Genomic DNA, 14,237 nt, shown 5'->3' with positions numbered 1-14,237 from the left:
TGCTCCAGTATAGACTATTGAATTTCCACTTGCTATAAATGTAAAAGGAGTTGTAATTACTTCATCACCTGAGCCTATACCGCAGGAAAGCAATGCTACATGTAGGGCTGCAGTACCTGAGTTGGTTGCAACACCATAATCTGCATCAACCCATGATGCGAATTCTTTTTCAAATTCTGAAACTTTTGGTCCTTGAGCAATCATTCCAGATTTCAAAACCTCAACTACATTATCAATTTCTTCTTGTCCTATAATTGGTTTTGCTATTGGAACTTTAATTTCTGACAAAATATCACCTTTTTATTATAATAATATATAAATTTAATAATATTTAAAATAATAAGTAAGTAAAATTAAAAAGTGATTAACTTGGATGATTATAACCTTAAAACAATAGAAGAGGGATTAACAAAAATACAATTTCCCGAATATGAAAAAGTTTCATCTGATGCACCTGTATTTTACAATCCACATATGGAATTGAATAGGGATATTTCAATTCTGGCACTTCAAACATATCAAAAAGAACAAGACAGGGATATTGATATTTGTGATTTATTTGGAGGAAGTGGAATAAGAGGTGTGCGCTACAAAAATGAAATTGACGGTGTGGGAAATGTATCAATTAACGACATAAGTGAATTGGCTAATGAATTTGAACAACATAATGTTGAGTTAAACCAACTTGATGACATTACAATATCCCAACAGGATGCGAGTCTCTTTTTAAGACTTAATCGCGGGAAATTTGATGTTATTGACATAGATCCATTTGGAACTCCTTCACCATTTCTAGATTCTGCAGGATATTGTGCAAGAAGAGAATCATTGTTATGCGTAACCGCTACAGACACATCAGCTTTATGCGGAACATATAAAGAACCATGTATTCGAAAATATAATTCCAAACCTTACAAAAGTGAATATTGTCATGAAACAGGTATCAGAATTCTTGCCGGTTTTTGTGCATTGACATTATCCAAATATGCAAAGTGTATTGAAGTATTATTATCACATAGTACTGAACATTATATGAGATTATACCTGAAAGTTAAAAAAGGTTCAAAAAAAAGTGATGAATCTTTAAAAAATATTGGTTATATTAGCCATTGCAGAGAATGTTTGTATAGAGAATGCAACAAAGGTCTTGCTACATCAACACCAGACATATGTCCAGAATGTGGTGAAAAATTAATTCAGGCCGGCCCATTATGGCTTGGAGAAATTCAAAACAAAGAATTTATATCAAAAATGATTGATGAATGTGAAAATAAAAAATTAAATACAGAAAATCAATTGTTAAAATTATTGAATGCATGTTTAATCGAAGCTGATAGTCCCGCCACATTTTATGATGTTCACTCAATATGCCGGTTGTTAAAAATAAGTGCTCCAAAATTAGATTTGATTTTTGATGAAATAAGAAATAATGGATTTGAAGCTGAAAAAACACATTTTAGTCCGATTGGAATAAAAACCAATGCATCGATAAATGACCTGAAAAATATATTATCAAAATTAGATACTGATTAATCAATCAATATTTTTTCTAAACAATATTTAAAAAATAAATATAAAAAACAAATAAAATAGTATGAATTATATTACATAAAGTATTTTAATTAAAAAAATAAAAATAATATAATAAAAAATGAAAAATTTTAAATAAAATATTATATAACATATAGTATTATATAATATTTACAAATGGAGGAATAATATAATGGTTAAGGAAAAAGACAACATAGTAAAGCTAGATGAAACTGATGTAAAAATATTAAAAATCATCAACAAGGATGTGAGAACATCTTACAGACAAATATCTAGAGATTTAGATGTATCAGTTGGAACTATCCACAACCGTATTGACAAAATGGTCAAAACAGGAGTAATTAAAAAATTCTCACCAGTAATAGATCATGAAAAACTAGGTTTTGTATTGACAACAATTATTGGAGTTAGAGTAAAAGGTGGAAAACTTAAAAACTGGGAAGAAAAAACCTTCTTCAATAAAAATGTTGTAGGTATTTATGACGTTACTGGAGAATATGATGCATTTTTAATTGCTAAATTCAGAAATACAAATGAATTAAATGCATTTATTAAAGAGTTATTAAAAGACCCAATTATAGAAAGAACATACACACAAACTGTTCTTGATGTGATTAAAGAAGATATGGGATCTTCAAATATTTTATAAATGCGGTAGTTAATTCTACCACATACTCTATTTTTAAACAAATCACCACAATAATAGAAATTGTTGATATTATTTAACAGATACAATAATTAAACAATATCAAATTTTAAAAAAATTATTTTAACATTTAAAAACCTTATTTTTACCTAACTATTTAAATAGGTTAAACAATAAACCTATATTATTAAAATTATATATAGAGGTTATTAAATTGGCAATTTGTTTACCAGATACGCAAGATGATACACCAAATATCCCCATAAAATTAACTAGGGTGGGAGTAACTGGTGTTAAAAAATTATTGCAACTTGAAAGACCAAATAAAAGGCCGATAATTCTATTACCAACATTTGATGCTTTTGTAGATTTACCTTTTAATCAAAAAGGAGTGCATATGTCCAGAAACCCTGAAGCTATCAGTGAAGTTTTAGACAGCATATCTACTGATAACAATTTTGGAGTAGAATCATTATGTGCTATGATTGTTGAAAAAATGATGGACAAACACGAATATGCAAAACGTGTTGAAATTTCCATGACTACCGATTACATGTTCATGAGTGAATCACCGATTACCAAACATGAAACTCAAGAAATGGCAAACCTTAAAGCAAAAGCTGTAGGGTTAAGAGATGAAGAAGGAAATGTCGAAATTAGAAAAAGTATCGGTGCAGAATTAATTGGAATGACCGTTTGTCCATGTGCACAGGAATCCGTAAGAGAATCTGACAAAACAAAATTATTAGAATTTTTAGATGAAGAAACTACACAAAAAGTACTCGATACTGTAACTTTCGCTTCTCACAACCAAAGAGGAATAGGAACATTATTAATTGAAGTACCTGAAGGATGGGAAGTTGAAGGAGAAGACATCATTGAAATTATAGAAAAATCCATGTCCTCCCCAGTATGCGAACTCCTTAAAAGACCAGATGAAAATGCAACAGTAATGAATGCACATAGAAAACCTGTTTTCGTTGAAGATTGTGTCAGAAACATGATGGAAATGATTGCAGATAAATACTCAGATTTCCCAGACGATACATTAATTACTTCTCGCCAAGAAAATCAAGAAAGTATACACAGACATAATGCATTTGCAGAAAAAGTAACAACAATGGGCGAGTTAAAACAAGAATTAAACTTATAAGGACTTGATGTAATGCAAAAGAAATATGAAATAGCTGGAAGTGTAATGGGCTTTTTTGACTCTTTTAAAGGGTCTCGCCCTGCCATTGACAATGACAAAATACTTATCGTTAGAAGTCGCTCAAGAAAAATAATACCAATCAATCAGCTTGAAGAAAAAGTTTTAGAAATTGGAGAAGAACTTGGCGGTGTTGAAGTTCCAGCAGATTCTGATAAAATTGAAGAAATTTTAAAATTAGGAGATAAACATATAAAAGAAAGCGAATTGCAGACTGTAAGCGTTGATAATGCAGGTTTTTCTAGAGTAAAAGAAGAATTAGAATCAATGGGGCTTGTAGTTGTTTATAAAGTTTTTGAACTTCCGAGCTTTGATGTTATTATTGCAATATGGGAAGATAAAAACGAGATTCCACCTTTATATGTTGAAGTAACTGTTTCTGAAAAAGAAGAGTAAAAAATGACAAAATATTCAAAAGAAGATATTCTTTCAGTATTGAATGCTAAAGGACCAGATATTGTTAAATATATGCTTGAGGCGATGCAATATCGAAAGAATAATCTCATAACTTATTCTAAAAATGTTTTTATTCCTTTAACTGAAATCTGTAGAAATGACTGCGGTTATTGTAACTTTAAAAAAAATCCTACAGATAAAGATGCTATTATTTTAAAAACAAAAGAAGAAATTTTGGAAGAATTAAAAATAGCTGAAGAAAAAGGATGTAAAGAAGCATTATTTACTTTTGGTGAAGATGCTGATGAAGAAGGAGTAGTTTTAAAAAGATTAAGTGAATTTGGCTATGATAATATGATTGACTATATTGTAGACATATGTCAGATGACCTTAGATGAAACTAACTTATTGCCTCACACAAACGGCGGAAATTTTTCATATGATGCATTAAAAAAGCTAAAAGAAGTGAATGTATCAATGGGTTTAATGCTTGAAAATTCCTCTGAAAGATTGATGGAACTGCCTGCACATAAAAAAAGTCCAGGAAAAGATCCGAAATTAAGACTTGAAACTATTTCCAATGCAGGAAAATTAAAAATACCTTATACCACAGGTATTTTAATTGGAATTGGTGAAACAAAAGAGGAAATTGCTGACTCATTGTTTGATATTCGTGAAATATATGATAAATACGGCCACATTCAGGAAATTATCATACAAAACTTTACATCAACACCAAATATTGAAATGAAAGATTGGCCGGAACCTACCCTATTAGATATGATCCGGACAGTAACTGCTGCAACATTACTGTTTGGAGATACAGATGTCAGTATTCAAGTACCGCCGAATTTAAATTATGATACAGCTCAAAACTTCTTACTCTACGGAGCCGACGACTGGGGCGGAGTATCACCAGTCAGTATTGATTATGTAAATCCGACTTCCCCGTGGCCTACGATAGATGTTTTGAATAATTTAACACAGGATGCAGGATTTGAATTGACAGAAAGATTATGTATTTATGACAAATACGTTAATGAAGAATGGTTAAATGACAGATTATTGGAAAAAACACTTAATCTATTAAAGCATCTATAACCACATGCCATACTCCAGGCGAATATTTTTTAATTCTATTTATTTCTAATAGTTCAACTTCCCTATCACCGGCAGACTGCCTTATTCGAGAGATAGGTCTTGTTTCTATCAATTTTTCGGGAACCGTTTCATGATAGTGAATTATTCCCCCTTTATTTAGGCTGTCAATAGCTACTTTTAGATAATGATGAGTTGTTTTAACATATCCCATTAAAATACGGTCTGCCTTATAATTGGGAGTTTCAACCAAACAGTCACCTAAAACTGGAGTAATGTTGTCACAATTGTTTAATTTAATGTTTTCACACAGATAATAATAAGAATTGGGATTGATTTCAATTGAAATCACTTCTTTTGCATTAGCATGAACACCAATCGGAATGGAAAAATACCCAATACCCGCAAACATATCTATAATGGATTCATTATCCCTAACCAATTTGGCTATTCTCAGTCGTTCATTAACATTGCCTTTTGACCACATTACTTTTGACAAATCCAGTTTAAATAAACATTTATTCTCTTTATTAATCGTTTCGGTTTCACTACCGTATAAAACCTTATACACAGGTTCTCTTTTTGTTCCTTGAATATGGTCAATTTGCATTATAGTTTTAACGTTATGTTTTTGAGCCAATTCATTTAAATTACTAGGATTATCATTTAAAATTAAAATATCTCCAATTTTTTTATATTTCATTAAAAAATTATATGGATAGAATTGTATTTAAAAATTATTACTAAATCAAAATTATCGGGATATAAAAAAATTGTTTTGACCCATGAATATTAAAATGATAAATAAATATTGATTTGTAATTTAAATATTGTTTTAGGATATAAAAATTATTATAATTAAAAACAAACTAATTTAAATCTTTTAAAATAATATGATAATATTAGAGGTGATTATGATGAAAGTTGATTGTGTTACCGAAGCAATGGAAGAACAATTCAACGCAGGAAAAAATGAAGGAAAATTAGAAGGAAAATTAGAAGGAATAGAAAAAGGAATAGAAAAAGGAATGGAAAAAGGAAAAATTGAAATAATTAAAGACTTATTTAATGATGGAGAACTAACAACTGAAAATACAATTAGCAGATTACTATCATTAAAATGTGAATTTAAAACAATTTCTGAAATTACTGGATTAACAGAAAAAGAAATTAAAGATATAGCTAATACAAAATAGTCCACCAATATAACCATTTATCATAAAAAATAAACATCAAATATAAAATATATTAAAAATATTAAGAAAAGTTTATATACTTCGATAGCTAATATTAAATTGTTAGTTTAAACTGACATATTGATTCTGATTTTAAATAAAATTTAATTATATTTTATTGACGATAACCTAAAGTAGTTGAAATTTTATTTTAAATACTTATAGAGGTGTTTTTAAATGGATGACAAAATTTTAGAAGGTACAACAACAGTAGGTATTACCTGCAAAGACGGTGTTGTATTTGCAAGCGAAAGAAGAGCTAGTATGGGTAATTTAGTAGCTCACAAAGTCGCAGAAAAAATATTTAAAATTGATGATCACATCGTAACAACCATTGCTGGTTCCGTTGGAGATGCACAAAGTCTTATGAAAATAATTGAAGCAGAAGTTTCTCTTTATCAAATGAGAAACAACGATGCCATTAGTGTTAGAGCTGCTGCATCATTAACTGCAAACATATTACGTTCCGGACCAATGTATGTTCAAACATTACTCGGTGGTATGGACGGAGATAAACCTTCCCTTTACTCACTCGACCCAGCTGGTGGTATGATTGAAGATACTTATATATCAACTGGATCAGGTTCTATCGTAGCATATGGTGTGTTAGAAGACAGATTCAGAGATGATCTTACAACTGATGAAGGAATTGAAATAGCCATAAGAGCTATAAGGGCTGCTGCTGAACGTGACACTTTCTCCGGTAACGGATATTTAGTCGCTAAAGTAGATAAAGACGGCTTTGAAATGTTAGATAATGAAAAAATTAATGATATTCTACAAAAAATTTAAGCGATAAACTAATTTTTCATAAACTAACTATTTTTTATATAATATAGTGTACATGGTTTGTGGAGTTAACTATTTATGGCTAAATGCTTTTCACAAACTATTATAATACACTAAACTTTTTTTGAAGGGATTATATGACTTCAGACATTTTAGATGAAATTAAAAAAGAGATTTTGGCTAAATTACCAAAAGACACACAGGTTTCAAAAGTTGAATTTGAGGGACCTGAAGTGGTGGTTTATACAAAAAATCCACAGGTCATTACTGAAAATGGTGATTTGGTCAGATCACTTGCAAAAGAGCTTAGAAAAAGAATAATTATTAGATCAGACAAAAGTGCTTTACTTGAACCTGAAGAAACAATAAATAAAATTCATGAAATTGTTCCTGAAGGTGCAGAAATAACTGATATTTACTTTGATACAGTAACTGGGGAAGTTGTTATTACTGCAAAAAAACCAGGACTTGTAATAGGTAAATACGGAGCAACTTCAAGAAACATTGTTAAAAATACTGGTTGGGCGCCTAAAATTTTAAGAACCCCACCAATCAGTTCAGATGTTATTGGTAAAATTAGAACTACATTGAAAAATAGTAGTAAAGACAGAAAAAAATTATTGCAAAGACTTGGACGTCAAATTCACCAGGGAAGTAAATACCCTAACGATTGGGCAAGAGTAACTTCCATGGGAGGATTTAAGGAAGTAGGACGTTCATCAATGCTTTTACAAACTCCGAACAGTCGTGTTTTATTGGATTGTGGTGTTAATGTAGCTGCACCAGACAATAAGACTGCATTCCCTTATTTGACTGCTCCGGAATTTTCAATTGAAGAATTGGATGCAGTTATTATTTCTCACGCTCACTTGGATCACTGCGGATTTGTACCATACCTTTATCATTATGGATATGAAGGACCAGTTTATTGTACAACTCCAACAAGGGACTTAACCACCTTGTTACAATTAGATCATATTGATATTGCTCACAGAGAAGGAAATCCATTACCTTTTACCGTAAAGGATATCCACAAAGCAATAAAAAATACGCTCACATTAGATTATGGGGAAGTAACTGATATCTCACCAGATATTAGATTAACATTACATAATGCAGGACACATATTAGGGTCTGCAATTTCACACATGCACATTGGAGACGGTGCATATAACCTTGTTTACACAGGAGATTTTAAATACGAACCATCAAGATTACTTGAACCTGCAACTATAAGATTCCCTCGTGCTGAAACAGTTATTATGGAAAGTACCTATGGTGGTAAGGAAGATGTTCAGCCATCAAGAAATTCTGCCGAAAAGGAAATGATGAAAAGCATCTATAAAACTTTAAAACGTGGCGGAAAAGTATTAGTTCCAGTATTTGCTGTAGGAAGAGCACAGGAACTTATGGTAGTACTTGAAGAATATATGAGACATGGAATGATTGAAGAAGTACCTATTTATATCGATGGTATGATTTGGGAAGCAACAGCAATCCATACAGCGAGACCGGAATATTTAAGTAAAGATTTAAGAGACCAAATATTCCATATGGGCAGAAATCCATTTGTCTCAGACATGTTCAAGAAAGTTCAAAATTACAATCAAAGAAAAGATATTGTTGAAAGTCCCGAACCTGCAATTATTCTATCAACCTCAGGTATGTTAACCGGAGGAAATTCTGTTGAATACTTCAAATGGTTATGTGAAGATGAAAGAAATACTTTGATATTTGTAGGATATCAATCTGAAGGTTCTCTCGGTAGAAGAATTCAAAAAGGAAGAAAAGATGTTCCTCTTGAAGACGACGACGGTAGAACAAAAGAATTCCATGTCAATATGGAAACTAAAACTATTCATGGATTCAGTGGTCACTCTAACAGAAGACAATTAATGGAATATGTTAAAAGACTTAATCCAAGACCTGAAAGAGTCATTACTTGTCATGGAGACCCTAAAAAAGCTGTTGACTTAGCTTCATCAATTCATAGAAGTTATAAAATTGAAACAAGGACTCCTATCAATTTAGATTGTGTTAGAATACATTAATAAATAATATATATTAATTAATACAAATATTTAGATAGTATAAATAAATTTTTAAAAAAAATGCTTATGGGTGTAATATATGGTTACTTATTCAGAATCTGGTGTTGATATTGATTTAGAAGCAAAAACTGTATCAGAAATTGCATCTAAACTCCAATCAACATTAGAATACAGAGATATAATTACTGATAGCGGCCATTATGCTGCTTTAGTTAAATTAGGAGACAAAGCTATTGCAATGAGTACTGATGGTGTAGGAAGTAAAATTCTAATAGCTGAAATGATGAATAAATACGATACCGTCGGAATTGACTGTATTGCAATGGTTGTAAACGATATTTTATGTGTTGGTGCTGAACCAATAGCACTGGTTGATTACCTTGCTGTTGAAAAACCTGATCCGCAAAGAGCAGCTGAAATTGCAGAAGGTCTTGTTAAAGGAGCTATAGAATCAAAAATAGCCATAATCGGTGGAGAAACCGCTTCACTTCCTGGAATAATTAAAGACTTTGATATAGCTGGAACCGGTATCGGATTTGTAGACATTGATAAAATAATATCCGGTGAAGATATTGAGCCAGGAAATGTTTTAATCGGTATTAACAGTAATGGTATCCATTCAAACGGTTACAGTTTAGCCAGGAAAGCAATATTTGATGATGCCGGACTTACTGTTGATGATAAAATGCCTAACGGTTCAACCACTATTGGTGAAGAATTATTAAGACCAACAGAACTATATGTAAAACCTATTGTTGCATTATTTGAAAAAGAATATAAAATTAATGGATTAGCCCACATTACTGGTGGAGGATTTACAAACCTCAGACGTTTGAAAAAAGGCGTAGGATATGAAATAAATGACTTGCCTGAAACACCAGAAATATTCAAACTTATCTATGAGCAAAACGTAGACATTAAAGAAATGTACAAAGTATTCAATATGGGAATAGGTTTTGTTGTAATCACTGAAGAAAGTGAAGCACAAAAAATTATGGATACTTTAAATGAATACTGTAACTGCCAAATAATTGGTAAAGTAACTGATAATGAAAAAATTATTGTTAAAGCTTTCGAAGGCTCAACAATTGAATACTAGAGGGGGAGAAAATGATAATTACGAAAGACAACGAAATTGCTCTTGTAAAAGAAATATTGAAAAAATTAGGAGCTAGTGAAGAAGACTGTGAGTTAGTGGCTGAAGCTACAATTGATGCTGATTTAAAAGGATTTACTTCTCACGGACTTGGAAGATTTCCACAATATTTAACAAGTATTGAAGCTGGAACCATAAATTTAGAAGACAACATTACAATTGAAAAAGAAACTCCAGCTATTGCATTAATTAATGGTAACAGCGGATTTGGGCAAGCAGTATCCTACAAAGCAATGAAACTTGCAATTAAAAAAGCAAAAGAAGTAGGTATTGGTTGTGTAGGTGTGCATAATACAAACCACTTCGGTGTAACCGGATTTTACTCTGATTTAGCATTAAGAGAAAATGTTATTGGAATAGTTATGGCAAATACTGATCCTGCAATTGCACCATTAGGTGGAAAAGATGCATTAATAGGAACCAACCCATTAGCTATAGGTATCCCATCTGAAAGTTACATTACTGTTGATATGGCAACATCAGTTACCGCCCGTGGAAAAATCATTGAATCAAAAAGAAAAGGTTTAGAATTACCTGAAGGATGGACTTTAGATAAAGACGGAAATCCAACAACTGATCCTGAAGCCGCTCTTGACGGAGGTTCTATTTTACCATTTGGTGGATTTAAAGGATACGCAATTGCATTAATGATTGAAATTTTAACCGGACCATTAGTACAGGCAGGATATGGTATGGGAGTTACCGGTACTGCATCACCAGAAAAAGATTGTACTAAAGGAGATTTATACATAGCAATTGATCCATCCAAATTTGGAGACTTTGGTGATTTTGTAGATAATACTGAAGACTTTGTATCCCAGGTAAGAGCAACTGGTGAAACTGTTGCAATTCCAGGAGATTTGGAAGTTAAAAGAATCGCTGATGCTGAAGAAAATGGAATTGAAATTGATGCTAAATTGTATGAACAGTTAAAAGGAATCTGCAATGATTTAGATATCGATATTGATTCATACCTTGAAGAATAGATTTAAATGTTTGAAAATAGGCCGCAAGGCAGAAATCTAGCAAAAATAGTATCATACGGATATGTCGCTATGGGTATTCTATTATCAATAGTGACCATTGGACTTAATTCAGATACTGGTGCATATGCATTAGCTCAAAGGGGAGCTAGCATTGAAATATTAATATTTGGAGTATTAATATACTTTATTTTTGCTGCGGCCATATACTTGCTTTCGATTAAATATGAAAATGATAGCACATTATGGAAGCTATATATTATAATTGCAGTATTGAATTTTATAATTATTGGCTTTAGCATAATACTGGTATTGTTTTCACTCTTACTAATCATTGCCGGAGCCGATATTAGAAAAGAATTAATTTAATATTATACCAAACACACCACATATTTTTTTAGTATTCTTGCACCATTAAGATAAAAAAAAATATTTTTAATAGATTATTTTTTAACATATTTTGCATAAAATCCATCAGTATCGGCATAAATAGCTTTAAAACCATATTTTTCAGATTCTTTCATAGCATGTTTAATATATTGCCTTCCCCAGGAAGTGATAGCTTTTGCACATTCAAATGAATACCACCTGAAACGTGGAAAACCATAAATACCATACATAGTATTTGCTAATCGTTTAATAGCTTGCTGCTGTACATCCAAAGCTTTTCTTTCAGTTGGATCATCACATGCCTTCATTTCACGTTTGATTCTAAAACGTTCCTGCAGGATTTTATCAATAACTGACGGAATGAAACCTTGAGGAGTTTTTCTGAATTTCAGTTCATGTTCCGGAGACATATTATACTCATCGGGATTGTCCACATCATCCTCTATCAAAACATCCGGAGAAATATTTTTAGAAATAATAATACTTGGATACAGGCTTCTGAAATCGAACTGTACTAAATTCTCATGCAATCCCTTATCAGGTTCAAGTACAAATCCTCCCTCATTGTCTTCAGCATTTGCACGGTCTGTAAAGTTTGATCCCTGTTTATTTGGTACAACTTCATTATCAAAATAAGCCTGTTTGACTAAAAACCATTCAGCTTGTTGACCTGTAGCCATACGACTAACGTCAAACAAAGGCTGGCCAATAATACGAGTAAGTTCTAAATTAAGAGGTAAGGTTTGTTCTGCTATCTTTAAAGTGGAAATAACATCATCAAGTGAATAGTCAAATAGATTGTCCAATTCTTCACCGCCATTGTCCCAGAATTCCCAAATTCGCTCCCCAGGAACATCAATCTTTTCTTCACCAAACAATTCATAATAAACTCGTTCCAAGGTATATCTCTCAAGGGACATGTACCTTCTCATAACCAGATATAAATCTACATGAATCAAACCTTTAAGAGATGCCGCATTAGCATAGCCTCTTCTAATATATTTGACCTCAGATTCATCCATTCCAATATCCAAATCAACATCCAAAATCTTTGCCCTATCCTTAAGATATGGGAAATCAAAATTGTCAGAGTTATATCCAACTATAATATCCACATTGTTTGTCTTAATAATATCTACAAATTCTTCAATCATCTCTTTTTCGGATCCAACATGATTTACAAAATCATCCCTATCTTTTGAATTTGTTTTTGTGGAAATAACTTGATTAACACCGAAATTACTTGCCACACCTATCATAATAATTTCATCCTCTTCAGAATTAGGCATTCCGTGAGGATTTCTTACTTCCAAATCAAAACTCAAAATTCTAAATTTTTGAGGATAATCAGGAACACGTTTCAGCTCTTCGGTGAGCTTAATTATTTGAATATCTTGCTTTTTAGAATCCAAGTTTAAAAATGAATCCAATTCCTCACCAATAGCTGTCACTTCAGTCATAGGAATAACATCCCTATTCATCAAATATCTTCTATAAAAAGGAATATCAAATTCCCTAATTTGAATCACACTTTCAAGATCTCTTAATTTATCCCTGTTTTTTGCAAGTTCCTGAGGATGATTGAATGTGACTTTAAGAAATTCTTTTTCGACCTGAAAATCTTTTTTAATGACTTTTTCAACATGAACATCAAGATTATCTTGAATTTCAACAGTTCCCCTTTCAAAATCATCACATACAACATACAAATAAGGCTCAAATGTATCATCCAACAGAACTACATTCTCATCCCCATTTTTTGAAAACAAACGAATGACCGGTTTATCGTCATATGTGACATAATCAATATCCAATATTACAACATTCTTTTCCATTAGTCATCACCAAGAAGATATTCATGCCTATAGCTATCGAGAACAGCATAAGTAATTCCCAATATCAATGGTCCTACAATAAATCCGACAATTCCGTATACCAATGGACCGGCTAAAAATCCTATCAATAGGATTAATGGGTGAATATCCGCATAATGGCTGGATAATGCCGGTCTGATATACATATCGATAGTGCTCAAGAAAAATCCGAATAGTAATACTACAACAGCTCTAACGTAATTGCCTGAGAAAATGTCAATAAAGAATAATGCCCAATATATTGGCCAAGGCCCAAATACTGGAATCAATTGAAGTATACCTGTCAATACACCTAAAAATATGCCGAATGGATACCCTAAAAGAGAATAGCCGATACATCCAAAGATACCTATGATAACAGATGTTAGAAAGTGTCCATAGAAAATACTTTTCAATACATCTTCGACTGCAGCCACAGTTCTATCAAAAAAGTCCTTGGAATCATCAGGAATAAATGATTTGATAAACTCCAAACACTTTTTACCATCCCGCACGAAATAGAATACTGAACAGACCAGGATAAATAAGTCCAAAGTAATATTAGCAAATTTGCTTAAAAATGTAACAGAGTAATTTAAAAGATAACTTCCAATTTTTTCAATGGCTGAATGAATAATTAAATTAAGGGAATTAGCGTCGACTCCAGGCAAATAACCAGATACCTGGGAAATCAATCCATTTACATCAATATTCGGGTTATTGGCTAAACACCAACTGGCAAAAATGGAAAGTTCGAATATGAGATAAGCCAACAGAAGTATTAATGGAATCAATACAACAACCATTGCCAGTAAAATGGAAATTGATGAATATTTCAATTTGGATTGAATCCTGCTTGCTACAGGTCTGATTCCATAG

Annotated in this window: 15 protein-coding genes; 11 read left to right on the top strand and 4 right to left on the bottom strand. The window is 31.8% G+C overall.

The annotated features are described in order from the left end of the window. Positions 1-288 (bottom strand): DegT/DnrJ/EryC1/StrS family aminotransferase (locus ACKI5C_RS06360; protein ID WP_407432340.1); only part of this gene is annotated, 288 nt, incomplete at its 3' end. 81 nt (positions 289-369) lie between these two features. Here ACKI5C_RS06360 and ACKI5C_RS06355 point away from each other — a divergent pair. The 5 genes from ACKI5C_RS06355 to cofG all read left to right on the top strand — a co-directional run bounded on the left by ACKI5C_RS06355 (position 370) and on the right by cofG (position 4,904). Beyond that, positions 370-1,533, top strand: a complete 1,164-nt coding sequence (locus ACKI5C_RS06355; protein WP_407432339.1) for a tRNA (guanine(10)-N(2))-dimethyltransferase — start codon at positions 370-372, stop codon at positions 1,531-1,533. A gap of 190 nt (positions 1,534-1,723) precedes the next feature. Next, a complete protein-coding gene (locus ACKI5C_RS06350; RefSeq protein WP_407432338.1) occupies positions 1,724-2,200 on the top strand; it encodes an Lrp/AsnC family transcriptional regulator in 477 nt (158 codons plus the stop codon). A 211-nt stretch (positions 2,201-2,411) separates the two neighbouring features. Next, positions 2,412-3,350 carry a GTP cyclohydrolase MptA gene (mptA, locus tag ACKI5C_RS06345; RefSeq protein ID WP_407432337.1) on the top strand — a complete coding sequence of 313 codons (939 nt, stop codon included), beginning with the start codon at positions 2,412-2,414 and terminating at the stop codon, positions 3,348-3,350. Positions 3,351-3,362: 12 nt separating this feature from the next. Continuing rightward, complete coding sequence (locus tag ACKI5C_RS06340; RefSeq protein ID WP_407432336.1) at positions 3,363-3,803, top strand: DUF2120 family protein; 441 nt, start codon at positions 3,363-3,365, stop codon at positions 3,801-3,803. Positions 3,804-3,806: 3 nt separating this feature from the next. Next, a complete protein-coding gene (cofG, locus tag ACKI5C_RS06335; RefSeq protein WP_407432335.1) occupies positions 3,807-4,904 on the top strand; it encodes a 7,8-didemethyl-8-hydroxy-5-deazariboflavin synthase subunit CofG in 1,098 nt (365 codons plus the stop codon). Here the strand turns inward: cofG and ACKI5C_RS06330 are convergent. Then, positions 4,882-5,604: a class I SAM-dependent methyltransferase gene (locus tag ACKI5C_RS06330; RefSeq protein WP_407432334.1), complete on the bottom strand. Its 723-nt coding sequence runs from the start codon at positions 5,602-5,604 to the stop codon at positions 4,882-4,884. The two genes, cofG and ACKI5C_RS06330, sit on opposite strands and share 23 nt — an antisense overlap. Before the next feature lie 214 nt (positions 5,605-5,818). On the opposite strand from ACKI5C_RS06330, the gene ACKI5C_RS06325 reads away from it, so the two are divergent. The 6 genes from ACKI5C_RS06325 to ACKI5C_RS06300 all read left to right on the top strand — a co-directional run bounded on the left by ACKI5C_RS06325 (position 5,819) and on the right by ACKI5C_RS06300 (position 11,484). Continuing rightward, positions 5,819-6,097 (top strand): hypothetical protein, encoded by a 279-nt coding sequence (locus tag ACKI5C_RS06325; protein ID WP_407432333.1) that lies wholly within the window; start codon positions 5,819-5,821, stop codon positions 6,095-6,097. 216 nt (positions 6,098-6,313) lie between these two features. Further along, a complete protein-coding gene (gene psmB, locus ACKI5C_RS06320) occupies positions 6,314-6,928 on the top strand; it encodes an archaeal proteasome endopeptidase complex subunit beta (RefSeq protein WP_296795757.1) in 615 nt (204 codons plus the stop codon). Positions 6,929-7,062: 134 nt separating this feature from the next. Next, positions 7,063-8,976 carry a beta-CASP ribonuclease aCPSF1 gene (locus ACKI5C_RS06315; protein WP_407432332.1) on the top strand — a complete coding sequence of 638 codons (1,914 nt, stop codon included), beginning with the start codon at positions 7,063-7,065 and terminating at the stop codon, positions 8,974-8,976. Between the two features lie 79 nt (positions 8,977-9,055). Then, positions 9,056-10,075, top strand: coding sequence for a phosphoribosylformylglycinamidine cyclo-ligase (gene purM / locus ACKI5C_RS06310; protein ID WP_407432331.1), 1,020 nt, complete (start codon positions 9,056-9,058; stop codon positions 10,073-10,075). A gap of 11 nt (positions 10,076-10,086) precedes the next feature. Continuing rightward, positions 10,087-11,118 (top strand): L-sulfolactate dehydrogenase, encoded by a 1,032-nt coding sequence (comC, locus tag ACKI5C_RS06305; RefSeq protein ID WP_407432330.1) that lies wholly within the window; start codon positions 10,087-10,089, stop codon positions 11,116-11,118. Positions 11,119-11,124: 6 nt separating this feature from the next. Beyond that, the gene (locus ACKI5C_RS06300) at positions 11,125-11,484 is read left to right on the top strand and encodes a hypothetical protein (RefSeq protein ID WP_407432329.1); all 360 of its coding nucleotides are present in this window, start codon (positions 11,125-11,127) and stop codon (positions 11,482-11,484) included. Between the two features lie 74 nt (positions 11,485-11,558). Here the strand turns inward: ACKI5C_RS06300 and ACKI5C_RS06295 are convergent, their stop codons facing one another. Continuing rightward, positions 11,559-13,340, bottom strand: a complete 1,782-nt coding sequence (locus tag ACKI5C_RS06295) for a DNA polymerase domain-containing protein (RefSeq protein ID WP_407432328.1) — start codon at positions 13,338-13,340, stop codon at positions 11,559-11,561. Further along, the coding region (locus ACKI5C_RS06290; protein WP_407432327.1) for an AI-2E family transporter at positions 13,340-14,237 on the bottom strand (898 nt) is incomplete at its 5' end. The genes ACKI5C_RS06295 and ACKI5C_RS06290, both read right to left, overlap by 1 nt.

Source organism: Methanobrevibacter sp. (assembly GCF_045646045.1).
Taxonomy (GTDB): domain Archaea; phylum Methanobacteriota; class Methanobacteria; order Methanobacteriales; family Methanobacteriaceae; genus Methanocatella.
This window is presented reverse-complemented; position numbering and strand designations above follow the sequence as displayed.

Excerpts from the sequence above, each read along its gene's own strand:
- cofG (WP_407432335.1), top strand. The coding sequence starts at position 3,807 with ATGACAAAATATTCAAAAGAAGATATTCTTTCAGTATTGAATGCTAAA.
- ACKI5C_RS06300 (WP_407432329.1), top strand. The coding sequence starts at position 11,125 with ATGTTTGAAAATAGGCCGCAAGGCAGAAATCTAGCAAAAATAGTATCA.
- purM (WP_407432331.1), top strand. The coding sequence starts at position 9,056 with ATGGTTACTTATTCAGAATCTGGTGTTGATATTGATTTAGAAGCAAAA.
- ACKI5C_RS06350 (WP_407432338.1), top strand. The coding sequence starts at position 1,724 with ATGGTTAAGGAAAAAGACAACATAGTAAAGCTAGATGAAACTGATGTA.
- psmB (WP_296795757.1), top strand. The coding sequence starts at position 6,314 with ATGGATGACAAAATTTTAGAAGGTACAACAACAGTAGGTATTACCTGC.
- ACKI5C_RS06315 (WP_407432332.1), top strand. The coding sequence starts at position 7,063 with ATGACTTCAGACATTTTAGATGAAATTAAAAAAGAGATTTTGGCTAAA.
- ACKI5C_RS06295 (WP_407432328.1), bottom strand. The coding sequence starts at position 13,340 with ATGGAAAAGAATGTTGTAATATTGGATATTGATTATGTCACATATGAC.
- ACKI5C_RS06340 (WP_407432336.1), top strand. The coding sequence starts at position 3,363 with ATGCAAAAGAAATATGAAATAGCTGGAAGTGTAATGGGCTTTTTTGAC.
- ACKI5C_RS06330 (WP_407432334.1), bottom strand. The coding sequence starts at position 5,604 with ATGAAATATAAAAAAATTGGAGATATTTTAATTTTAAATGATAATCCT.
- ACKI5C_RS06325 (WP_407432333.1), top strand. The coding sequence starts at position 5,819 with ATGAAAGTTGATTGTGTTACCGAAGCAATGGAAGAACAATTCAACGCA.
- comC (WP_407432330.1), top strand. The coding sequence starts at position 10,087 with ATGATAATTACGAAAGACAACGAAATTGCTCTTGTAAAAGAAATATTG.